This window comes from Buchananella sp. 103232, assembly GCF_058725725.1.
In genome coordinates this window covers 40,785-61,403 of the sequence record NZ_JBZXJM010000002.1, presented here as the reverse complement: position 1 = coordinate 61,403, position 20,619 = coordinate 40,785, and the positions used below count along the sequence as shown (strand labels likewise).

19 protein-coding genes and 1 pseudogene are annotated in these 20,619 nt (G+C 65.2%); 16 read left to right on the top strand and 4 right to left on the bottom strand.

Translation table 11 applies throughout. From position 1 onward, the window contains the following. Window positions 1-127: 127 nt before the first annotated feature. Complete coding sequence (locus AC4PWQ_RS00495; protein WP_492089458.1) at window positions 128-1,447, bottom strand: DNA recombination protein RmuC; 1,320 nt, start codon at window positions 1,445-1,447, stop codon at window positions 128-130. Window positions 1,448-1,676: 229 nt separating this feature from the next. Between AC4PWQ_RS00495 and ychF the strand changes: the two genes are divergently transcribed. The 4 genes from ychF to AC4PWQ_RS00475 all read left to right on the top strand — a co-directional run bounded on the left by ychF (window position 1,677) and on the right by AC4PWQ_RS00475 (window position 5,735). Then, a complete protein-coding gene (gene ychF, locus AC4PWQ_RS00490; protein ID WP_492089457.1) occupies window positions 1,677-2,762 on the top strand; it encodes a redox-regulated ATPase YchF in 1,086 nt (361 codons plus the stop codon). A gap of 607 nt (window positions 2,763-3,369) precedes the next feature. Beyond that, complete coding sequence (locus AC4PWQ_RS00485) at window positions 3,370-4,638, top strand: ATP-binding protein (protein ID WP_492089456.1); 1,269 nt, start codon at window positions 3,370-3,372, stop codon at window positions 4,636-4,638. An 83-nt stretch (window positions 4,639-4,721) separates the two neighbouring features. Continuing rightward, window positions 4,722-5,216: a GIY-YIG nuclease family protein gene (locus tag AC4PWQ_RS00480; protein ID WP_492089455.1), complete on the top strand. Its 495-nt coding sequence runs from the start codon at window positions 4,722-4,724 to the stop codon at window positions 5,214-5,216. Between the two features lie 216 nt (window positions 5,217-5,432). After that, entirely contained in the window at window positions 5,433-5,735 is a 303-nt protein-coding gene (locus AC4PWQ_RS00475) for a HigA family addiction module antitoxin (RefSeq protein ID WP_492089465.1), read from the top strand. Between the two features lie 58 nt (window positions 5,736-5,793). Here the strand turns inward: AC4PWQ_RS00475 and AC4PWQ_RS00470 are convergent, their stop codons facing one another. Beyond that, complete coding sequence (locus AC4PWQ_RS00470) at window positions 5,794-6,963, bottom strand: ATP-binding protein (protein WP_492089464.1); 1,170 nt, start codon at window positions 6,961-6,963, stop codon at window positions 5,794-5,796. 30 nt (window positions 6,964-6,993) lie between these two features. Then, a pseudogene (locus AC4PWQ_RS00465) lies at window positions 6,994-7,392 on the bottom strand (AlbA family DNA-binding domain-containing protein); the annotation flags it as partial. A gap of 390 nt (window positions 7,393-7,782) precedes the next feature. Between AC4PWQ_RS00465 and AC4PWQ_RS00460 the strand changes: the two are divergent. The 5 genes from AC4PWQ_RS00460 (at window position 7,783) to AC4PWQ_RS00440 (ending at window position 11,267) form a co-directional block, all read left to right on the top strand. Then, window positions 7,783-8,139 (top strand): nuclear transport factor 2 family protein, encoded by a 357-nt coding sequence (locus AC4PWQ_RS00460; RefSeq protein ID WP_492089454.1) that lies wholly within the window; start codon window positions 7,783-7,785, stop codon window positions 8,137-8,139. A gap of 153 nt (window positions 8,140-8,292) precedes the next feature. Then, the gene (locus AC4PWQ_RS00455; RefSeq protein ID WP_492089453.1) at window positions 8,293-9,246 is read left to right on the top strand and encodes a LacI family DNA-binding transcriptional regulator; all 954 of its coding nucleotides are present in this window, start codon (window positions 8,293-8,295) and stop codon (window positions 9,244-9,246) included. A gap of 15 nt (window positions 9,247-9,261) precedes the next feature. Next, window positions 9,262-9,891, top strand: coding sequence for a hypothetical protein (locus AC4PWQ_RS00450; protein WP_371177157.1), 630 nt, complete (start codon window positions 9,262-9,264; stop codon window positions 9,889-9,891). A 32-nt stretch (window positions 9,892-9,923) separates the two neighbouring features. After that, the gene (locus tag AC4PWQ_RS00445; RefSeq protein ID WP_371164256.1) at window positions 9,924-10,202 is read left to right on the top strand and encodes a hypothetical protein; all 279 of its coding nucleotides are present in this window, start codon (window positions 9,924-9,926) and stop codon (window positions 10,200-10,202) included. Window positions 10,203-10,295: 93 nt separating this feature from the next. Continuing rightward, window positions 10,296-11,267 (top strand): diaminopimelate dehydrogenase, encoded by a 972-nt coding sequence (locus tag AC4PWQ_RS00440; protein ID WP_492089452.1) that lies wholly within the window; start codon window positions 10,296-10,298, stop codon window positions 11,265-11,267. A gap of 42 nt (window positions 11,268-11,309) precedes the next feature. On the opposite strand, the gene AC4PWQ_RS00435 is transcribed toward AC4PWQ_RS00440, so the two are convergent. Next, the gene (locus AC4PWQ_RS00435) at window positions 11,310-12,620 is read right to left on the bottom strand and encodes a Fic family protein (RefSeq protein ID WP_492089451.1); all 1,311 of its coding nucleotides are present in this window, start codon (window positions 12,618-12,620) and stop codon (window positions 11,310-11,312) included. Between the two features lie 293 nt (window positions 12,621-12,913). On the opposite strand from AC4PWQ_RS00435, the gene AC4PWQ_RS00430 reads away from it, so the two are divergent. From AC4PWQ_RS00430 to AC4PWQ_RS00400, 7 genes are all read left to right on the top strand, one after another. Further along, window positions 12,914-13,351 carry a Fur family transcriptional regulator gene (locus tag AC4PWQ_RS00430; protein WP_371174460.1) on the top strand — a complete coding sequence of 146 codons (438 nt, stop codon included), beginning with the start codon at window positions 12,914-12,916 and terminating at the stop codon, window positions 13,349-13,351. Between the two features lie 122 nt (window positions 13,352-13,473). Continuing rightward, window positions 13,474-14,931: a catalase gene (locus AC4PWQ_RS00425; protein WP_371151630.1), complete on the top strand. Its 1,458-nt coding sequence runs from the start codon at window positions 13,474-13,476 to the stop codon at window positions 14,929-14,931. A 342-nt stretch (window positions 14,932-15,273) separates the two neighbouring features. Continuing rightward, a complete protein-coding gene (locus AC4PWQ_RS00420; RefSeq protein ID WP_492089450.1) occupies window positions 15,274-16,683 on the top strand; it encodes an IS3 family transposase in 1,410 nt (469 codons plus the stop codon). 205 nt (window positions 16,684-16,888) lie between these two features. After that, window positions 16,889-17,518, top strand: coding sequence for an HAD family hydrolase (locus tag AC4PWQ_RS00415; protein ID WP_492089449.1), 630 nt, complete (start codon window positions 16,889-16,891; stop codon window positions 17,516-17,518). 187 nt (window positions 17,519-17,705) lie between these two features. Continuing rightward, window positions 17,706-19,163: an NAD(P)/FAD-dependent oxidoreductase gene (locus AC4PWQ_RS00410; protein WP_371164261.1), complete on the top strand. Its 1,458-nt coding sequence runs from the start codon at window positions 17,706-17,708 to the stop codon at window positions 19,161-19,163. Between the two features lie 29 nt (window positions 19,164-19,192). Continuing rightward, complete coding sequence (locus AC4PWQ_RS00405) at window positions 19,193-19,375, top strand: hypothetical protein (RefSeq protein WP_371151633.1); 183 nt, start codon at window positions 19,193-19,195, stop codon at window positions 19,373-19,375. A 148-nt stretch (window positions 19,376-19,523) separates the two neighbouring features. Then, window positions 19,524-20,549, top strand: coding sequence for a YeiH family protein (locus tag AC4PWQ_RS00400; protein ID WP_492089448.1), 1,026 nt, complete (start codon window positions 19,524-19,526; stop codon window positions 20,547-20,549). Window positions 20,550-20,619: the final 70 nt, after the last annotated feature.

Here is a 20,619-nt window from a genome sequence, read left to right as displayed (position 1 = left end):
CCGGGCCCGGGGCCCGCCCCGGGCGGAGGAGTGGCGCCGAGGTTGCCTGGGGTCTCGCAGGGCCGGGCTGGGTGTGGGCCGCGAGCGGGTGCGCTCGCGGCCCACACCTTAGTTTTGGGGAAGGGCGCTACTGGCCGGTGAGCTCCGGCTTGGTGAAGCCGCGCACCTGAACGGAGTCCGGCAGCAGCTCCGGCACCGCCAGTTCCTTGGAGGAGAGCGTGGCGACCTCCCGGGCCGTGACGAGCAGGCGGCCCTCGTAGGAGCCCACCACCTTGTTGTAGCTGGCCACGGTCTTGTCCAGGTGCTTGCCCAGTTCGGTCATGTGTGAGGCCACCGTGCCCAGGCGGTCGTAGAGCGTGCGCCCCACCTCCAGCAGGCGCTCGGCGTCCTCTCGTGCGGCCTCCTGGCTCCACACGGCAGCCACCGCCTTCAGCACGGCCAGCAGGCTGGCCGGGGTGGCCAGGATGATGCCGCTCTCCAGAGCCATGGAAAGGAGCGTGGAGTCGGCCTCCAGCGCGCCGGACAGCAGGGGCTCGGCGGGCAGGAACAGGATGGTGGCCTGCGGGCCGTCACCGAGCGCCCCGGGGTAGTTGCGCTTGGCCAGGGCACTGACGTGCGAGCGCACGGCTTGGGCGTGCGCAGCGAGGTCGACGGGCGCGCCGGTGCCGGCGTCCTGGCTTTCTAGGTAGGCGTCCAGCGGCACCTTGGCGTCGATGGCCAGGTGGGCGCCGCCGGGCAGGTGCACGGTCACGTCGGGGCGCTGGGCGGAGCCGGGGATGGCGCGCTGTTCGTCGAAGTCCACGTGGCGCAGCATCCCGGCGGCCTCGATCACCCGGCGCAGCGTGGTCTCACCCCACAGGCCGCGCGAGCGCGCGGCGCGCAGCACCCCGTCCAGGGAACGGGTGGCGGTAAGCAGCTCCGCGTCCGTGCGGGCTGCCGCCTCCAGCTGGGTGTTGAGCGCCGCGAACTGGGTGGAGCGCTCCTTCTCCCCGCTCTCCACCCTGCGGGCCAGGCCGTCCAGCACCTCCCGCACCGGGGTGAGCTGGCGCAGGACCTCGGTGTTCTTGCTGGCCTGCTCGCGCTGGGCGTGGAGTTGCTGCTCCAGGGTCTTAGCGCGCGCCCGCTCGGACTCCACGGCCCCGGCCGCCCGCTCCTGCGCCGCCCTAATCAGCCCCTCGGATCGCTCGCGCTCGGCCCGTACCAGCAGCTCGGCGTTGCGCTTCTCCGCAGCGATCAGCTCCTCGGCGCGGGCGTTCGCGTCCGCCAACGCCCCGGTGGCTCGCGCCGCCTCCGCGCTAGCCACTGTGGCCTCCTGCTGCGCCCGGGCCACCGCATCGTGACTCTCCTGCGCAGCGCTCGCCCGGCCCTGACCACGGCCCAGGAACCAGCCGCCCGCCCCCGCCAAGGCCGCGAGCACCAACATCAAAGCAACTTCCCAGAACTCCATGGGGATACCTAATCAGCAGGGACCAACATTTGAAGCGGAGGCAGGCGGGGCAGTGGTGGGTGGCGGCGTCGGCCATGAAAGCGGCGCGCAGGGCGGCGGTGGGAGAGTGGCAGCGGGCGGCAGCGTCGTCCAACAGAGCCAAAAGAACGGGCAAGGGAGTGGGCAATGTGGCGCAAAGCCGGGTGGACGGCAACCCAAGCCGCGCGGGCGGGCCGGTAAACTCGCCGGCATGGCCCTAACTATTGGTATTGCTGGTCTGCCCAACGTCGGCAAGTCCACCCTCTTTAACGCCCTCACCCGCGCCACCGTGCTCGCCGCGAACTACCCGTTCGCCACCATCGAGCCAAACGTCGGCGTGGTGCCGCTGCCGGACCCGCGCCTGGGCAAGCTCGCCGAAGTCTTCGGCTCCGAGCGAGAAGTCCCCGCCACCGTCTCCTTCGTGGACATCGCGGGAATCGTGCGCGGCGCCTCCGAGGGCGAGGGCCTGGGCAACCAGTTCCTGGCCAACATCCGCGAGGCCGACGCCATCTGCCAGGTCACGCGCGCATTCGCCGACCCCGACGTGGTGCACGTGGACGGCAAGGTCTCCCCGAAGGACGACATCGAGACCATCACCACTGAGCTCGTGCTCGCCGACATCCAGACCCTCGAAAAGGCCATCCCCCGCCTCGAAAAGGAGGTGCGCGGCAAGAAGACCGAGCCCGCCGTCCTCGAGACCGCCAAGGCCGCCCTGGAGCTGCTGGAAAAGGGCGACGTGCTCAGCGCCGTAGCCGACAAGGCCGGCCTGGACCGCGCCCACCTGGCCACCTTCCAGCTCATGACCACCAAGCCGTTCATCTACGTCTTCAACACCGACGACGCCGGCCTGGCCGACGAGGCAATGCAGGCCGAACTGCGTGAGCTCGTGGCCCCCGCCGAGGCCATCTTCCTGGACGCCAAGTTCGAGTCCGAGCTGGTGGAACTGGAGCCCGAGGAAGCTGCCGAGATGCTCGCCGAGGCCGGGCAGGACGAGCCGGGCCTGGACAAGCTGGCGCGCGTCGGCTTCGACACCCTAGGCCTGCAGACCTACCTCACCGCCGGCCCCAAGGAAGCCCGCGCCTGGACCATCCGCAAGGGCTGGACCGCACCCCAGGCCGCAGGCGTGATCCACACCGACTTCGAGCGCGGCTTCATCAAGGCCGAGGTCGTGGCGTTCGACGACCTCATGGACGCCGGCTCCATGGCCGAGGCCAAGGCCCGCGGCAAGGTCCGCATCGAAGGCAAGGACTACGTGATGGTCGACGGCGACGTGGTGGAGTTCCGGTTTAACGTGTAGGGCGGTGCGTTGGGTGCGCCCTAGTTGGCGCTGGGTGGAGGTCATCCGGTGTATATGGCGCCTGTTTCTTGCTGGTGGTCATCTAGGGCGGTTGCCTCGGCTGCCTGGGAGCCTGGCGCGGCCCGGCGCGCTATAAACATGCGTGTGACTGCTGCTCCTGCCGACGGGTACGTGCACCTGACCGAGGTCGCGGCCCGCACGAGCCAGGATGTGCGCGCGGTGGCGCTAGCGTGGGTACACGCCCAGGCCGGTTCACGCTAGCTGCTGTTTGGTGGGAGCCTGCGCTACTCGGCGGTCTTCGCAGCGACCTTGGCAGCTTGGGGACTTGGCCCGAGCATTGCGAGAAGGTCCCGGTCGACGAAGCAGTAGCGGCAGTTGAGGAGTCGATGACTGGCTGTGGCTCAGATTCGGCGTCTGACTCTTTGGGCTCGCACTGGCTGCCTTTCTATCCTCTGCCGAGCGCTCCGCGTGTGCCAGAAGAGTCCACGTTTGTTTGCGTCGGCAAGCGATCATATTTGCTCTGTTAGCGCGCTCAAGGTTGCTTACCAGAGTGGCTCAAAAATGCTAAGTTGAGTCCATGAGACTGACAGGTATCGTTCCGCGCCGGGTGAGCGAGACCCTCATGGAGCAGGTGCGCGTGGAGCCGGTGGTGGCGCTTCACGGTCCCCGATCGGTCGGCAAATCGACGGTTCTGCGCGCCTTCGCGGCGCAGGTGGGCAGTACCGTCATCGACCTCGATGACATCGAGGTTCGTGAGGCTGTGGAAGGGAATCTGGCGTCCGCTGTATCGACGGCCACGACGCTGTGCGTCGATGAGTACCAACGTCTCCCGGACGTCCTAGACGCGATCAAGGCGCGCCTGAACAGAGAAGGAAGCAGTCCGGGTACCGCAGTTATTACCGGTTCCACGCGGCAAGACGCCTTGCCGCGCACGGCCCAAGCCCTCACGGGTCGCCTGCACGCGCAAGTGATCTGGCCCTTGTCGCAAGGGGAGATCGTCGGCGTTCGAGAGGACTTCCTTGCGCGTCTGTTTATGGATGTCGCGGAAACGGTGGCGGCGGTCCCCACTTCGCCGACCACGAGGGACGAGTACGTGGATCGGGCCTGCTCAGGCGGCATGCCGTTGGCGCTGCGCCGGACCGGGGCGTCGCGCGCGCGATGGTTTGACGACTTCGTCCGTGCCTCCGTCGAACGCGACGCCGTCGAACTCAGTCGAATTCGGGAGCGTCAGGCTCTTGCCGATCTACTTAGGTATCTTGCCTCGCAGACCGGGCAGTTGCTGAATATCTCCGCCGGCGCGCAGAAACTGGGGATCAATAGGGCCACCGCCGAGAATCACTTGCGCCTATTGGAGGATCTGTTTCTGGTCGTGCGGCTGCCTGCCTGGGGCAAGACGCTGCGCTCCCGGGTAAGTGTCAAGCCGAAGGTCCATGTCGTTGATTCCGGACTTGCCGCACGGCTGCTTCGCCTCACCCCCGACAGGCTGCGAGGCCTCGACCCGGCGGCGTTGACCGATTTCGGTCATCTTCTGGAGACCTTCGTGGTCGGGGAGGTCCGCAAACAGGCTTCATGGCTGGCGGAGCCGGTTGCGCTCGGGCATTGGCGTACCAGCGACGGCGACGAAGTCGATCTGGTGATCGAGCGCGATGACGGACGCGTACTGGCTATAGAGGTAAAAGCGAGCGAGCGAGCACCGGGCGCGGAGTTTCGCGGCATGGCCAAACTGCGTGATCTGCTCGGCGACCGTTTCTTGGGCGGCATCATGATGACGACCGGTAAGCGCTCCTATACGTACCAGGATCGTCTGCATGTGATCCCCATCGACCGCTTGTGGACGCCAATCGGCCATGGGTCTGGTGCGGTGGCAAGGAACTAGATCTGTCGGAGGCCCAGTAGAATTCAGGTTTAACGTGTAGGTCCAAGCGGGCTTACGTCTGGATCGAAGAAATAGGAGGCGCTGTGTCGATCATTAGGAGCTTCGGCGAGTTCTGGAATCCGGATGCGGTCGACTGGGAGGACAAGAAACTCATGGGCGAGTGGAGGACGGAAAAGGGGGAGAGGAGGACGAACAACTTCTGGAATGCCAAAGGAATTTACGTCCTCTATGCAGACTTCAAGCCGATTTACGTTGGGAAGGCGCTGGCGGACCAGTCAGGGGTGGGGAAGAGACTCTCCGACCACCTGTCAGATCGTCTCTTGGCCCGTTGGGATATGTTCTCGTGGTATTCGTTGGCGAAGCCAGGTGTGACGAAACTGGGCGTGACAAAGACTGGTGGCAGGCACCTGACGGTCGAGGACATGGTCGATACGCTCGAAGCGATCATAATCCTTATCACTGACCCTCCGCTCAATCGGAAACGCGAGAGCTTCAAGGACGCGTACGAGGTGCAGCAGGTGGGAGGCTCCGTACGCACGATCCGGTCCTATCTGCAAGAGATTGCGGATAAGTTGTGAACAAGAGATTCAGGGGGCTGTCCCATGAGGCTTGAAGACCGTTACGCCCCTGTATTCGTGGCGCGTATGGCCCTGCGTGAGAAGCAAGTGCAGCAGTCATATCGCCTCATCATCCAGATCCACAAGTGGTTCGCCCGTCAACCAGGGTCTGTCTTCCGCTCGTTACTCTTGAATGAATTCGGTGACGCCCCGCTGGTCCAGAGGAGGTGGAGATCGTTGACTACCACTGACCTGATTCCTCCGATCCACCCGGGCGAGGTGCTCATGGAGGACTTCATTACCGGTCTTGGGATCACCCAGAACAGGCTTGCTGTTTCCATCGGTGTGCCTCCGCGTCGCATCAACGAGATCGTGCACGGCAAGAGGGGGATCACGGCGGACACCGCCTTGCGCCTGGCAAAGTACTTCGGCACCACGGCGGAGTTCTGGACCAACCTTCAGAGCCAGTACGAGCTCGATCTGGCCAGGGACCTTGCCGGGGACCAGATCGATGTCATCACGCCGCTGCAGGTCGCTTGACCGAGTTCGCCACATCGTCGGTGGTGGTGTCATCTAGCCCTTCGGGGAGAAAGCGCACTCAGCGGCCCATATTGGTCGGGGATTTGACGCTGTACCTGGTGGACTTCAGGCCTTGGCCTCCTTCCATGACAACGATTCCCTCGCGCAGAGGTTGAGCCAATGCGTAGCGCAGCTGGCCGAGGGTCAAGCCCGTGGCCGCCGCGAGCTCGTGGATCGTATGAGGGCCGGGATTCCTGGCCAGCGCTGAGAGCACTACCGGTTCATTCACAGTCGGCGCGGAGCTAACCAGGTAAAGCGGTGCGGTCGTACTCGAGGCACCTGCGTGTGCAGATACCTCTAGAGGATCAACGTTCTTCTCGCCGGGCAACAAGGTGACCCGGTGTGGCTCGCTCGGGGCCCCCTCATCCGTTTCCCCTTCCAGTGGGCGCCAAAGTAGCGCCTTGAACTGCACGCCAGTGTCGATTAGCTGTGGCCGGTGAAGTCCGCGCTCCTGGGCTGAGCGGAACACCTCACGTATGCCCCCGCCCTCCCCTTCGATGACCGAGCCACCGTCAGGTGTCGTGAGACGTTTGGCGATTTGGTAGAGCCGTTGGTTTACGGCTGCCTGGGCGTGCTCCACACTCTCCAGCTGCGAAAGTGAAACACCCTTCAGTCCGCCGGGGCTTTGAATGAACAGGCTCTTTGGCGTGATCCTGATCTGGACCTGCTTGCCCATTCCCAAGGTGTTTGGTCCAAGATCCCGATGTACTAGGGCGTTGGCGATCAGCTCGCGCACAGCGTTCAAGGGCAGCTCGGGGACTACCTCCATGTGGCCATCGGGGCGGTAACGGTTGATGGAAGCCAGATTCTCCTCCACCCATCCGAGCGAGTCGCTCAGCAAGACTGGAAGAGGGCCAGTGAAGTCCTCCAAATTGCGGTTGCGTGCGCTACCCTCGCCGCCCGGCAGCTGCACAGCGGCAGTGACGGTGAGGGCCGGGAAATGCCCTTGCGGATAGTGGCCCAACGCGTACAGTCCGGCAACGGTCGGCTCGCCGGAGGCTGTCAAGACGTTGGTCGCGCGAAGGATTTGTTCATCAGTCATGTCACGCAGCCGACGGGCATGGGTGCGAACAGCCTCTACATAGCTGGTAACCAGGTTCGTATCGAGGTCTTCTTGGCTGTGGCCCTGGACAGGCGCGATGTCGTAGTCAACCTGCTCGTCCACGTGCAGCTTGGCAACCTCGATCATGCGGAGCTCATGGGGCTGCATGGCGTAATCGCCGTCGGCTTGCCGCAGATAAGCGCGTCCCCCAGTAAATGCAGGCCTGTCCGTGAGGCGAAGGGGCGAAACGTGAACTACCTCTACGGTCTTCCCATCCACCTCAAAGGTTTGGAACTCGAGATGAGGAGAAGGTGTCACTGCGGAACGAGCCTGAGCAGCTAGGCCAGCCTCCAGGTTCGCTACGTCGTGTACACCTACCACTTCAAAACGTCCGTCGGCTTCGTCGACACCAAGGACGGCAGTGCCTCCATTTGGCATATTCGCGAATGCACACAGTGTTTCTGGCATACGTGGGACGCCGCCTGCCGCGCGCTTGACTTCAACAGAAGTTGTGTCGCCGCGTCGTAGGCGCAGCTCGGTAAGGACCCGGTGTAGATCTTGCTCATCCCACTCCATGTGACAAGACTACAACTAAGACTGTGAAAGTTTGAGTTTCATTTGTAGTGTCTTTCTCAGTCTGGTGTGGTCGGGCAATGCGGAAGCCGCCGGGACGCGACCTGCCCGGGAATCGTTGCGCTTCGTCAGATTTCGCTGAGGCTCTGGTGGGCCGCATCGGCGATTCCTTCGCCGCTCGTATGTTTGTCGCCACCTCACACTGCAAGAGACTGCAAGTAACACTGCAAAACTCTGAGTCTGTGGTTTGAGTGTGCGCCAGATTTTGAGTCTGGCTTGCAGTCTGATTTGTAGTCTGATTTGCAGTCTGACCCGCAGCTGGCCTCTGACTGTCCTTGGCCCCGCCTGACCACGGCCCCGCCTGACCGCAGCCCCGCCCGTTAGGCTGTTGCCGTGCGCGACGCTCTTGCCCAGTTCTTCGCCGCCGAGAACCGGCGGGACTGGAACCGCTATGCAGCCTTCCTGCACCCGGAGGTCGAGTGGCGCTTGGGCGGAGACATCATCCAGGGCCGTGAGGCGTACCTGCGGCGGATCCAGGCCGCCTACGCGGGCTCCAGCGCCACCTTCCGCGCGCACCAGCTGCTGCCCTCCGCCGACGGGCAAACGGTGGCGGCCCTCCTGATCGACAGCGACGGCAACCGCTCCCTGGACATCTTCGAGTTCGAGGACAGCCTGATTAGGCGCGAATGGGAGTTCCTGCTGGGGCCGGGCCCCGACTGGACCGGGAAAGACACCGCACCTAGCCGGTAGACGCAGCCGGCTGCCCGGCGTGCCCTTCTTCCCAGCGTGCACTTCCACTCCGCCGCCATCTAGCCGGTAGCCGCCCCCCGGACGTTTTTGCTTGCCCGCCCAAAGACCCCGTGAGAAGGTAGCGCCATGGCGCCCACGGACAGCAACGTTGCAATGGCTGACATCGCAGCCGCCGCCGGCGTTGCCGTCTCCACGGTCTCGCGGGCGCTGAGCGGCGCCCCCGGCGTCTCCGCCCAGAAGCGCGAGGAAATCCTGGCGATCTCCCGCCGGCTCGGCTACCTCGGCGCGCCTGCCTCTGCCCCAAGCCCCGCTGGCCCGCCTGCCTCTGCCCCAAGCCCCGCTGGCCCGCCTCCCTCTGCCCCGCGCCCCGCCGGCCCGCGTCCCACCAACGCTCCCCGCAGCGCCCGGCTAGCCGCTCCCGCCACCTCACCTCCCGCTGCACCACCCGCCCGGATCACGGCGGTGGTCCCGGAGTCGGACCGCTGGGTGTTCGGTTCGATCCTGGCCGGGATCCACGACGTGCTTGGCCCGCTGGACGCCTCGCTGCGCGTGAAGCAGGGCCTGTCCGCCTCCGCCCGGGCGAGCTTCCTGGCCGGGCCGAATCTGGCCGACGAGACCGACCTGGTGATCCTGGTGCCCGCCCCGCGAGATTTCTCCGCCCAGGCTCTGAACGCCCTGCCGGTCCCCGTGGTGATCGCCGGCACGGTGGTGGAGGGCGTGGCGAGCGTGGGCATAGACGACGTCGCCGTCGGGCACATGGCCACCAACTACCTGCGCAACGTCGGCCCGGCCTCGATCGCCTACGTGGGCTGCCTTGACCACGAGGGCACCTACGGTGTGGCAACCCACCGGCGCGGCCTGGGTTACAAACAGGCGATGGAGCGAGCGGGCCTGACGCCGCGCTTTGTGCGCGCCCCCTTCAGCCGCGAGCCGGGCCGCGCCGCCGCCCACCACCGCCGCTGCACCGACCTCTTCGCGTTTAACCACCTCAACGCCCTCCCGGGTACCCGTATCCGTGAGGGGTGGTTAAAAAATGGTCGTAGAGCCGAGTGCTTAAGTTCGCGTGGCACAATATCTGCGGTTTCCACCGGAGAAAAGATTCGTTAGAAAGAAGGCCCCCCCATGCACTGGCGCAAGTGGTCGGTAAAGGCAAAGATCATCAGCATCGTTGCGAGCCTGGTCGTATTGGGGCTCGCGGTCTTTGGTGCTACTCAGCTTTTCCCGTATTTCAACCGCCAGAGCGCCGACGAGCGCGTGGTGCAGTCCCTGACCCTGGAGGATGATGTGGTCCTGTTGCGCCTGGGCGTGCAGGGAATCGCCACGGAGAAAGTGGACGCCTCCTTCCTGGGCATGTCCATCCCGGGCAGCGCCAAGAACCACTTCCTGCAGTACGACTACTCGGCCATGCTCGGCATTGATGGCGGGGATGTGAAGGTAGAGAAGACCGGGGACAAGCGGTTCAAACTCTCCATCCCGGCGTTTGAATTCTTGGGGCACAGCGACGCCGAATTCAAGACGATCGTGGAGGACAACGGCGTCATTTCCTTCATCACCCCGGACGTGGACCTGCCCGCGCTCATCACCCGGGTGCTGAACGACACGGAGAAGGAAAAGCACATCACGGACAGCATGGAGTTGCTGGAGTACCAGTGCCGCAACTTCTACGAGAGCATCGTGCGCGGGATCGACCCGGAGATCCAGCTGGAGTTCGTGTTCGCCTCCGCCGCCCCGGAGGCGGAGCAGAAGGGCTAGTGTCAGCGCAGCCGAGCTGAAACGGGGTGGGCATGGGCAAGTGGTTTGCACAGGCGCGGGAGATCGACTCTTTGCGTCAGGAGGTAAAGCGCCTGGAGGCTGAGTCGGCTCGTCAGCGAATGGAGATCGACCGTCTGAAGGTAAAGCTGCGCGACGCGGTTGAGGGTGTGGACGGCTCCGGGGTCTCGGCTCACGAGCGGGAGCTGGTGGCCCAGGGGCGCATCCCGGAGGCGATCGTCTCGTTCCGCTCGCGCATGCTCGTGGACTTGGAGACTGCCAAGCGCGTGATGGAGCATGTTCGCTTCGAGTAGCGCCCCCGGTTCCCAGAAAATGAGACGCGGCCGCTCACAGACTGGCCTGCGGGCGGATAATTGCGGGCGGAACGTCGTCCCCCAGGAGGTCTCATGATCAGGGTCGCAATTAACGGATACGGCAACCTCGGCCGCGGTGCGGAGGCCGCCATCGCCAAGAACGACGACATGGAACTGGTGGTGGTCTTCTCTCGGCGAGACCCAGCGAGCGTGCAGACTCTTGGGGCGCCCGTGGTGCACGTGGACCAGATGGGCGACTGGGTGGGCAAGGTGGACGTGTGTCTCAATTGCGGCGGCTCGGCCACTGACCTGGAGGAGCAGGGGCCGGCTGCGGCAGCCTTCTTCACCACCGTGGACTCCTTTGACACCCACGCCAAGATCCCGCAGTACTTTGAGGCCGTCGACGTTGCCGCCCGCGCGGCCGGTAACCTCGCCCTGATCTCCACCGGCTGGGACCCCGGCTTGTTCTCCATGCTGCGCGTGCTGGGCGAGGCGGTGCTGCCGGACGGCGCCTCCACCACCTTCTGGGGGCCGGGCGTTTCACAGGGGCACTCGGATGCGATCCGTCGCATCGAGGGCGTGGTGGACGCCAAGCAGTACACCTTGCCGGTGGAGCAAACCGTGGCAGCGTTCAAGCATGGGGACGACGTTGCCCTCACGCCCCGCAGCACCCACCGGCGTGACTGCTATGTGGTCGCAGCGCCGGGCGCGGACTTAGAGCGCATCGAGCAAGAGATCGTGCAGATGCCCAACTATTTTGCGGACTACGACACCACGGTCACGTTCGTCTCCGCGGAGGAGCTGGCCGCCGAGCACGGTGGTATCCCGCACGGTGGCACGGTGCTGCGCCGGGGCGAGACTGCCCCGGGGGTGGCGGCGAACGTGGGCTTCGAGCTGGAGCTGGGCTCGAACCCGGGCTTCACGGGCTCGGTGGTGGTCGCGATGGGCCGGGCCGCCGCGCGCATGGCTGCGCGCGGCGAGGTCGGTGCCCGCACCGTCTTCGACGTCACCCTGGCCGACCTGTCCGCTCTCAGCCAGGAGGAGCTGCGCGCCCGCTACCTCTAGGTGCGCGTTACCCCCTGCGCGCCCGCTACCTCTAACCGCTCGCTACCCCTGGGCGTGCGGCGGCGCGGGAGCCCCGCCGACGGGCGGGGAGGTGCGGGTGTCGAACTGTGTGCTGGCCAGGCGGCGCTCGGCCCACGCGAGCGTGTCCAGGACGGCCGGGGAGAGGTAGGCCCGCCTGCCCGGCCCGATCGAGACAGTGGTGAGGATCCCAGCCGCCTCCAGCGTCTCCAGCCCACCCCGCGCGGCGTTCAAGGACAGCCCGTAGGCGCTCGAGACGGAACTAGCAGTCAGGGCGGGCGTGGCCGCTAGGCCGTCCAGGATGCGCAGCGCGGCGCTGTCCTTTCGCAGCGCGCGCTCGCGGCCACCGCTGCCTGGCAGGGCGGCCAGCTTTTCTTTCCAGTCGGCGGCGACGTCGGCCAACTCCGCCTCGATCATCTCCGCCTGCTCGCAGGCGGCGGTGCAGGCCTCCAGGAAGAAGGCGATCCACTGGAGCCGACCGGAGTGGGCGGCGTCGTCGTGTGCGGGGGCGGGCGCGTCACCGGGCGGGATGGCGCGAAACGCCGTTAGGGCGGCGACGTAGCGCCGGCTCAGCGTGGCCAGCACCGGGCTGACGGGCAAAACCATTCCCGCCACCAGGCCGCGCCGGGCGAGCACCGCGTGAATCAGGGCGCGCCCCACCCGGCCGTTGCCGTCGGCGAACGGGTGAATCGTCTCGAACTGTGCGTGGACCAGGGCGGCCTGGACCACGGGAGAGTGGTCGGCGCCGTTGGCGTAGCGCAGCAAGTCCTCTAACAGGGGCCCCACGTATTCCGGGGGCGGGGGCACGAAGTCGGCGTCGAGGGGGTGATAGGCGGATCCGCCGACCCAGTTCTGCTTCTGGCGCACGCCGTGTAACTCCGGGGAGTCGGGCAGCAGGTTGCGCTGAAGCGAGAGCAGGTGCTCCAGCGTGATGAGCGGAGCAGCGGCGATCTCCTCCACTGCGGCCCTAACCACCTTGACGTTGTTGGCGGCTAGGCGCGCCGACTCGTTGACCTTCTGGACGAGCTCGCTCTGCGCCAACTCGGCGAGGGCCAGCTGTTGCGGGGCGGGCGTGATCCCCTCGAGCCGGGAGGACGCGATGGCCTCGCTGCGCAGCAGAAAGCGGCTGTTCGAGTTGAGTAGGGGGCTCTGCCGTAGGCGGTGGATGCGCCGCTCTACCTCGGCAGCGGCAAGCGAGAGCTCGGTGGGCAGGGTTAGCGCCGCCTTTGCCAACGGGGAGGGGACGTAGGCGAGGTAGGGGCCGGAGCGGCGGTCGTGTCGCCTGAGCCCGCTGGTGTGGGGGTTGTCCCACTGGAGCTGAATCGTGTTGCCCATGTTGTCTCCAAGCCTCGAGCGTGGATAAGTGGGTGGGGTTAGTGCTAGGGGTGTGGAAACGGGGGGTGGATGTCAGGATAGTGCTTATCCTGCGGTTGAGCTGGGGTTCGTGTCGGGTTAAGCCGGTTTGCGGATGGCTTGTCTCTGGCCCCTGCGGGTGGAGATGCCTTCGCGGAGTCGGGGGCGGAGTCGAGCCAGCGCTCCTCTCGCCCCTGCGGGCGGTGGCGGCCCCCACGCTGACTTGATCCACTTCTAATATTGACTCGGTCAAGATTAGGGTCTAGCATGGTGGCATGACGTCAGAAAAGTATCGCGCAGCCCTCAAGGAGGCCGGCCTACGGGTCACGGCTCCCAGGTTGGCGGTACTGGAAATCCTGGAACGCCACCCCCACGCCACCGCAGACGTAGTGGTAGGGCACGCAAGGGACCAGCTAGGAGCGGTCTCCAAGCAAGCCGTCTACGACGTCCTCTCCGCCCTCACCCTGGCCGGGCTAGTGCGCCGAAACGCGGTGGAAGGCGGCGGGGCGCGCTACGAACTGGAACGCGAGGACAATCACCACCACCTGTGGTGCACCTCCTGCGGCCGGTACGAAGACGCGGTCTGCGTGGTCGGCGCTCCGCCATGCGCCTACCCGGCGGACGACAAGGGATTTGCCATCAACATGGCGGACATCGTCTACCGGGGAATCTGTCCGCAATGCCAGGAATCCCTGGCCAAGCAGGAGAACTGACCCCCAGTTAACTTCACGGCGCCCACCGCCGGCGCCCCACCCCCAATCGCAGCGGCCCCAGCCGCACCGTCCCCCAGTGGGTTGCTTTGTGCTGCCCACACGAGCCTGCAAGGAACACCCCAGTGTCTAACTTTGACCCCACCGTCCCGTCCACCACCGAGAGCGGCGAGCCGCGCCAGTCCGACTCGTACTCCATGAGCGTCGGTCCCAACGGCCCCCTGCTGCTGCACGACGTCAACCTGGTGCAGAAGCTCGCCCGCTTCGACCGCGAGCGCGTGCCCGAGCGCTCCCCGCACGCCAAGGGATCGGGCGCCTTCGGCGAGTTCGTCGTCACCGGTGACGTGTCCGCCTACACCAAGGCCGACCTGTTCCAGCCCGGCAAGACCACCCGCGTGCTCCACCGCTTCTCCACCGTGGCCGGCGAGCTGGGTTCCCCGGACACCTGGCGCGACGTGCGCGGCTTCGCCGTGCGCTTCTACTCCGAGCAGGGCAACTTCGACATCGTCGGCAACAACACCCCGATCTTCTTCCTGCGCGACCCCATGAAGTTCCCCGACTTCATCCACTCCCAGAAGCGCCTGCCCGACTCCGGCCTGCGCGACGCCAACATGCAGTGGGACTTCTGGACCCACTCCCCGGAGAGCGCCCACCAGGTCGCCTACCTCATGGGAGACCGCGGCCTGCCGCGCACCTGGCGCCACATGAACGGCTACTCCTCCCACACCTACATGTGGGTCAACGCCGCAGGGGAGCGTTTCTGGGTCAAGTACCACTTCCTCACCGACCAGGGCGTGGAGAACATGACCGCGCAGGAGGCCGTCGAGCTGGCTGGTAAGGACGCCGACTTCCACCGCCGCGACCTGTTCAACTCCATCAAGGAAGGCAACTTCCCGTCCTGGACCCTCTACGTGCAGGTCATGCCCTACGAGGACGCCAAGACCTACCGCTTCAACCCCTTCGACCTGACCAAGGTGTGGCCGCTGGCCGACTACCCGCGCATCGAGGTGGGCAAGCTGACCCTGAACGAGAACCCGGTCAACCACTTCGCGCAGATCGAGCAGGCGGCGTTCTCCCCGTCCAACACCGTGCCCGGCACCGGTGTCTCCCCGGACAAGATGCTGCTGGCCCGCATCTTCTCCTACCCCGACGCCCAGCGTCACCGCATCGGCACCAACTACAACCAGCTGCCGGTCAACGCCCCGGTGTGCCCCGTGAACTCCTACGACAAGGAGGGGCACATGCAGTACCACCACTCCGGTGCCGCCCCGGTGTACGCCCCCAACTCCTACGGCCGCGCCTACCAGGCCGAGGAGATGGTGGTGGAGAACGGCTGGGAGTCCGACGGCGCCATGGTGCGCGCCGCCTACGCGCTGCACTCCGAGGACGACGACTTTGGTCAGGCCCACACCCTGGTGCGCAAGGTCTACAACGACGAGCAGCGCGCCCGCTTGATCCAGACCGTGCTGGGCTCCCTGGAGGGAGTGCAGGAGCCGGTGCTCTCTCGCGTCTTCGCCTACTGGCGCAACATCGACGAAGAGGTGGGCAACACCCTAGAGGAGCTCTACCGCGCCGCTCACTGAGCAAGGCGGTGAAGAATCGGTGGCCGCAGCGGGCGGGGCGGGAGCCTCGACGCGCTGCGGCCACCGGCGTCATGGGGGCTTGGGGCCGCGCTAGGTTCCCTGCCGGGCCCACGTGCGCGGGCCGGGCTCCCACACCAGGCCGTTGACTTCGCCGCGAATGGCGGGGTCCAGCATCTGCGAGACCAGCCGCAGTTGGTTCGCTTGCGCAAACGGCTGAGGGGTTTGCCGACCTTTTGAGCCTTTGTTGCAGCTATTGCGGGGTTGGTGCACCGATTGAGGGGTTACCCGCTCGGGTATGGACCGAACCCTTGTTGTTGGACAGTCCTGGTCTTGGGAGGGATTGTGTCGATAGAGGAGCGTTTTCAGCGTCGGTTGATGGTGCTGGATTTGTATGAGCAGGGCTTGCGGGTTAGTCAGTGTGCTGCGCGTGCGGGCGTGTCGTATGAGACAGCACGCCGGATTTGTCGGGAAGCTGATCGTGATGGTTTTGACCTAGCCCGTCAAGAACGCGTGCCGCGTTTCTGGCCGGTAGAATTAAAGACCGAGATCGGGATGAGATGGCTTGCTGGTGAAAACGCGGGCAAACTCACTCGCGAGTACGGACTACCGGCCGGTTCTTACCCGATCATTTTCGGACGCTGGCTAGAGGACAGAAAAATGGTCGACCCTGAAACAAGCGCTAAAGCCGCATACGAGCGCATTAACCGCGCCCAGAAAGCAGGATATCGATTCGAGCATTGGGGTAAATGGCTGCAAGAAATGCGCCACCACATCGAAACAGCCAAGGCTCAAGCCCCCAACGAAGAAAAACGCCAGGCTTTGGACGCGCTACACGTGGAGCTGCTGGAAAAATCTTGTGCTTTGAGGGATGAGGTTGATACGTGGCAAGAGCTCTTGATCCTCTTGGTCACTACCCTCAAAGCCATACACCCGGTATCAAGACTGTGCGCGATCGTGGGGCTTGCTCGCTCGACCTACTACTGGGCCCGGAAACGCTCGAACCAGCCCAACCCGGACCTAGAGGTAGTCAAGGCAGCCTTTGACTACGCCCAAGGCCGCTATGGGTGTCGGCGCATCACCGCGTTGATCGCTCAGGGCTTTGGCAACTACCCACCCCAGGTGTTCAACCACAAGAAGGTCGCCAGACTGATGAGGATGGCCGGACTGAAGGGGGCCTGTCCGCGTCGTAAGCACTACCGTTCGTTTGCTGGCACTCAAGCCAAAATCCCTAATCGTCTCCAACGTCGGTTCCATGCCGACAAGCCCGGTAAATGCCTGGTTACTGATATCACCCAGATTTCCTGGGCGGGCTCCTGGTACTACTTCTCGCCCTTGCTAGACCTGTACAACAACGAGATCGTGGCCTGGCAGCTAGGCAAAAGCGCCACCACACAACTAGTTACCAACATGATCAAACAGTATGCCTACAAAGCAGACTTGACCGGGACAGTGATCCACACCGACCAAGGCGGGCAATACTTCTCATACGACTACCGCGAGCTGATTGAATCCCTAGGCGCTTGCCAGTCAATGTCTCGTAAAGGCAACTGCTTGGACAATTCCCCCGCCGAAGCATTCTTCGCCCGCCTGAAAACCGAACTAAACCTCAACTCAAACCCCCACGACGACTATGAAAGCCTGGAGGAACTAATCAGCCAATACATCACATGGTGGAACGAAGAACGAATCGTAAGCAAACTACACACAAGTCCGGTAAACTACCGGCAACAACACTACAAACTCACTGTCTAACAAACAGGGGTCAGTCCAGGTAGGCCCGCAAGAGGTTCACTAAGCCCACGATCGGTGGGCCAACCCTACGAGAGGTGCACTAAGCCCCCAGTCGTTTGCGCGCGCTCGCACTCTGTGGCCGCCTTTCCCATTGCTTTGGTACTTGCCTGAGTGTGTGGTGGCCCATTTCGTCGCATGCGGGAGCCCCAGCGGCCACAATGGTGTCATGCATCACATCATCTGGGATATGGGTGGCACCCTGATCAACACCTACCCGGACGTGGACCGGGTTCTCTGCGAGGCCGCCTACGGCAATTGTGAGGCTGAGCGCCTGCGGCACGTCGCCGGGCTCACGCGCCGATCGATCGCGCATGCGATTGAGGCGCTGGCGGCGGAGACTGGGACTGCTCCGGCGTGCCTCCTGGAGGCCTACGAGCGACTGAAGGAGCGCTGGCGCGACGACCCCGCCCCCGTGATGGATGGCGCCCGGGAGGTAATGGCGCGCGTTGCCGAGTTGGGCGGCCTGAACCTCGTGGCGACCCACCGCGACCGTGTCAGCGCCACCCACCTGCTCTCGGCGCTCGGTCTGTCCGTGGATGACATGGTGTGCGCGCCCGACGGTTTTGCGCGCAAACCCGATCCCGCCATGAACCTCCTGCTGGTGGAGCGGCATGGGATCGCCCCCGCCGACGTCCTTTGTGTGGGGGACCGCCCAATCGACGTGGTGGCGGCCCGATCCGCCGGCATGGTGGCCGCCCTCTTGGTGCGGCCTGGATTGACGGTTACTTTGCCCGACGACGCCCCCGGCGCCCTTGTTGTGGCGAGCCTGCGTGATTTGCTGCCGCTCCTGGGGTGAATAGGGGCGCCCTATCGGAAGGTGGGGCTATGGTCCCAGGCGGAGGGGATCTGCTCGGTCTTGACGGCTCCCCGGGGCTAGTTCAAAAGTCCCGCCCCTTCAAGTGACCCATTTCATGGGTGGTAGGGTTAAGGTAATCCTGATCAGCAAGGATGCTGATGCAATCAAGTTATCTGAGGAGCCTCTAATGGCACGTGTTGTGGTTCTTGGAGCTGGCGTTTCAGGGCACACGGCCGCGATGCATTTACGCCGCAAGCTGTCTCGCAAGCACGAGGTAGTTGTCATCACCCCGAACTCGCAGTGGAACTGGATCCCGTCCAACATCTGGGTGGGCACCGGTCGAATGCCTAAGGAGAAGGTGCTTTTCCCGCTGGCGCCCCTGTATGCGAAGCGTGGGATCACCTACGTTCAGGCCAAGGCTGTCGCCCTGCACCCTGAGGGAACCAAGGAGAACCCGTCTCCGCAGGTGGAGTTCGAGTACACCTCCAAGGAGCGTGCCGGTGAGGTGGAGCGCCTGTCCTACGACTACCTGATCAACGCCACCGGTCCGAAGCTGAAGTTCGAGGCCACGCCGGGCCTGGGCCCGGACCAGGGCAACTCCCTGTCCGTCTGCACCGCCGCACACGCGGAGGAGACCGCGAAGGAGTTCGCCAAGATCGTCGAGGCCGCCAGGGGAGGCACGCCCCAGCGCCTGGTGATCGGCATGGGTAACGGCACCTGCACCTGCCAGGGCGCCGCGTTTGAGTACACCTTTAACGTGGAGTTCGAGCTGCGCGAGGCCGGGGTGCGTGACCTGTGCGAGGTGGTCTACCTGACCAACGAGACCGAGCTGGGTGACTTCGGTGTGGGCGGCATGCGGTTCAAGCAGAACGGCTTCATGACCACCTCGCAGCTGTGGACGGAGTCCCTGTTCCGTGAGCGTGGCGTCAAGGCCATCTCCGGTGCCGCCGTGAAGAAGGTGGAAAAGGGGCAGCTCACCTACGAGACGCTGGACGGCGAGGAGCACGACCTCGACTTCGACTTCGCGATGCTGCTGCCCCCGTTCAGTGGTCAGCCCATGAAGGCATACGACAAGGACGGCAACGACATCACCGACGTGGTGTTCGCGCCCTCCGGCTTCATGAAGGTGGATGCGGACTACTCCAAGACCTCCTACGAGGAGTGGAGCGCGGACGACTGGCCGCACACCTACCAGAACCCGACCTACGAGAACATGTTCGCCGTGGGTATCGCCTTCGCCCCGCCGCACGCGATTTCCAAGCCGCGCAAGAGTGTCAACGGCACCCTGATCGCGCCGGCCCCGCCGCGCACCGGCCAGCCCTCCGGCACGATCGGCCGTGCGGTGGCTGACACCATCATCGACCGCATCAAGGGCCGTGGCCGCCCGGCACGTCAGGCCTCCATGGCCCACATGGGCGCCTCCTGCGTCGCCTCCACCGGTGCCTCCATGGGCAAGGGCTCCGCCGCCGCGATGATCATGTTCCCCGTGGTGCCCGACGAGCGGAAGTACCCGCTCACCGGCCGCCACCCGTACCACACTCGTGGTGAGATCGGCCTGTTTGGCCACTGGATCAAGGTGCTGCTGCACTACATGTTCCTGCACAAGGCCAAGGGCCGCATCGGCTGGACCATCATCCCCGAGTAAGAGCGTCAGACACAGGAAAGGAAACCAAAATGGCACACCGCGTGAGTGTCGACGAGCTCGACCCGGAGATGCAGCAGCGAATCGCTCGGGCCCCGCTGCCCACCAAGGGCAACCTGCGCATGCGCCGCTGCCGCATCACGCAGCTGTTCAAGTTCGCGGTCATGAACCTCCGCATGGTTGACATCGTGATCCGAGAGAAGCTGCACAAGTAGGCAAAAGCCCCCCGTTTGCTCCGGCACGAGCCGCGCGAGACCAGGGCCCCGCGTAGACAAGTCCGGTAGCGCAAAACTGTGTCGGTGGGGCGCCCCGTTAACGGGGCGCCCCACCGACACGGTTGTTTGGGGAGGGATAATTGCCGCCGTGCCTGAACCCGCTACGCAGCCCCAGCCCGTTTCCTTGCTACAGCCCCGGGCCCTGCCGGGGATAGCCCTGGCCAGCGCGGTGGCCCTGGCGTGCATGTGGGCCGCCCCGCACCTGGGTGCGGTCAGTCCCCTGCTGGTAGCGATCGTGGCGGGCGTGGCGCTGCGAAACCTACTGCCCGTGCCGGTCGCGCTGCAGCCGGGGCTGGCTGTGGCGGCAAGGACCATGCTGCGCGCCGGCGTGGTGCTGCTTGGCCTCCAGCTCTCCCTACCGGGACTGCTCAAGCTGGGAGCCGGGGTCCTGGTCATCGTGGCGCTCGCTGTGGGCGGCACCTTCGCCGCGACCACCCTGCTGGGCAGGTGGCTGGGCGTGGACCGCGAGCTGACGCACCTGATCGCGGCGGGCTTTTCCATCTGCGGGGCAGCTGCGGTAGCGGGAATGCAGGGCGTGGTGCGGGCCAGCCAGGAAAAGGTAGCTACCGCGGTGGCGATGGTGGTCCTGTTCGGCACCACCATGATCCCGCTGTCGGTGGCGGTGGTCACCGCCCTTGACCTCGGTGTCGGCAGCGGCGGCACCTTCATCGGCGGCTCTACCCACGAGGTGGCGCAGGTAGTGGCCGCAGCGGGGATAGCCGGGGGAGAGGGCATGCTCGCCATCGCGGTACCCATCAAGCTGGCCCGCGTGGTGCTCCTGGCCCCGATGATCGCCGTGACCTCGCTGGAACAAAGGCGCAGCCAGGCAGCCACGCCGGGTGGTAAGCGGCCGCCGCTGGTCCCACTGTTCGTCGTCGGATTCGTGGCCGCCATAGCGCTGGCCACCACCGGTTGGCTACCGCCCACCGCGCTGCAGTACGCCAAGCAGGCTCAGCTCTTCCTTCTGGCCGCCGCGATGTTTGCCCTGGGAATGGGCGTTCACATCCGCTCCCTCATCAAGCTGGGGTGGAAGCCTGTGGTCCTCAGCCTGCTGGCGACTGCCACGATCATCGCTATCGTCGCTGCCGGCATCTGGGCGGGACTGGGCGCCTAAAACACCGCCGCCACTGGCTCACCCCAACCCTCTACCGCCAACCGCCCGCCAGTGGCCCGCCAACCGCCGC

Bases quoted from the DNA above. Each gene is read 5' to 3' on its own strand.
- AC4PWQ_RS00495 (WP_492089458.1), bottom strand. From the start codon at position 1,447: ATGGAGTTCTGGGAAGTTGCTTTGATGTTGGTGCTCGCGGCCTTGGCG.
- ychF (WP_492089457.1), top strand. From the start codon at position 1,677: ATGGCCCTAACTATTGGTATTGCTGGTCTGCCCAACGTCGGCAAGTCC.
- AC4PWQ_RS00470 (WP_492089464.1), bottom strand. From the start codon at position 6,963: ATGATCGAGGTTGCCAAGCTGCACGTGGACGAGCAGGTTGACTACGAC.
- AC4PWQ_RS00455 (WP_492089453.1), top strand. From the start codon at position 8,293: ATGGCTGACATCGCAGCCGCCGCCGGCGTTGCCGTCTCCACGGTCTCG.
- AC4PWQ_RS00450 (WP_371177157.1), top strand. From the start codon at position 9,262: ATGCACTGGCGCAAGTGGTCGGTAAAGGCAAAGATCATCAGCATCGTT.
- AC4PWQ_RS00445 (WP_371164256.1), top strand. From the start codon at position 9,924: ATGGGCAAGTGGTTTGCACAGGCGCGGGAGATCGACTCTTTGCGTCAG.
- AC4PWQ_RS00440 (WP_492089452.1), top strand. From the start codon at position 10,296: ATGATCAGGGTCGCAATTAACGGATACGGCAACCTCGGCCGCGGTGCG.
- AC4PWQ_RS00435 (WP_492089451.1), bottom strand. From the start codon at position 12,620: ATGGGCAACACGATTCAGCTCCAGTGGGACAACCCCCACACCAGCGGG.
- AC4PWQ_RS00430 (WP_371174460.1), top strand. From the start codon at position 12,914: ATGACGTCAGAAAAGTATCGCGCAGCCCTCAAGGAGGCCGGCCTACGG.
- AC4PWQ_RS00415 (WP_492089449.1), top strand. From the start codon at position 16,889: ATGCATCACATCATCTGGGATATGGGTGGCACCCTGATCAACACCTAC.
- AC4PWQ_RS00410 (WP_371164261.1), top strand. From the start codon at position 17,706: ATGGCACGTGTTGTGGTTCTTGGAGCTGGCGTTTCAGGGCACACGGCC.
- AC4PWQ_RS00405 (WP_371151633.1), top strand. From the start codon at position 19,193: ATGGCACACCGCGTGAGTGTCGACGAGCTCGACCCGGAGATGCAGCAG.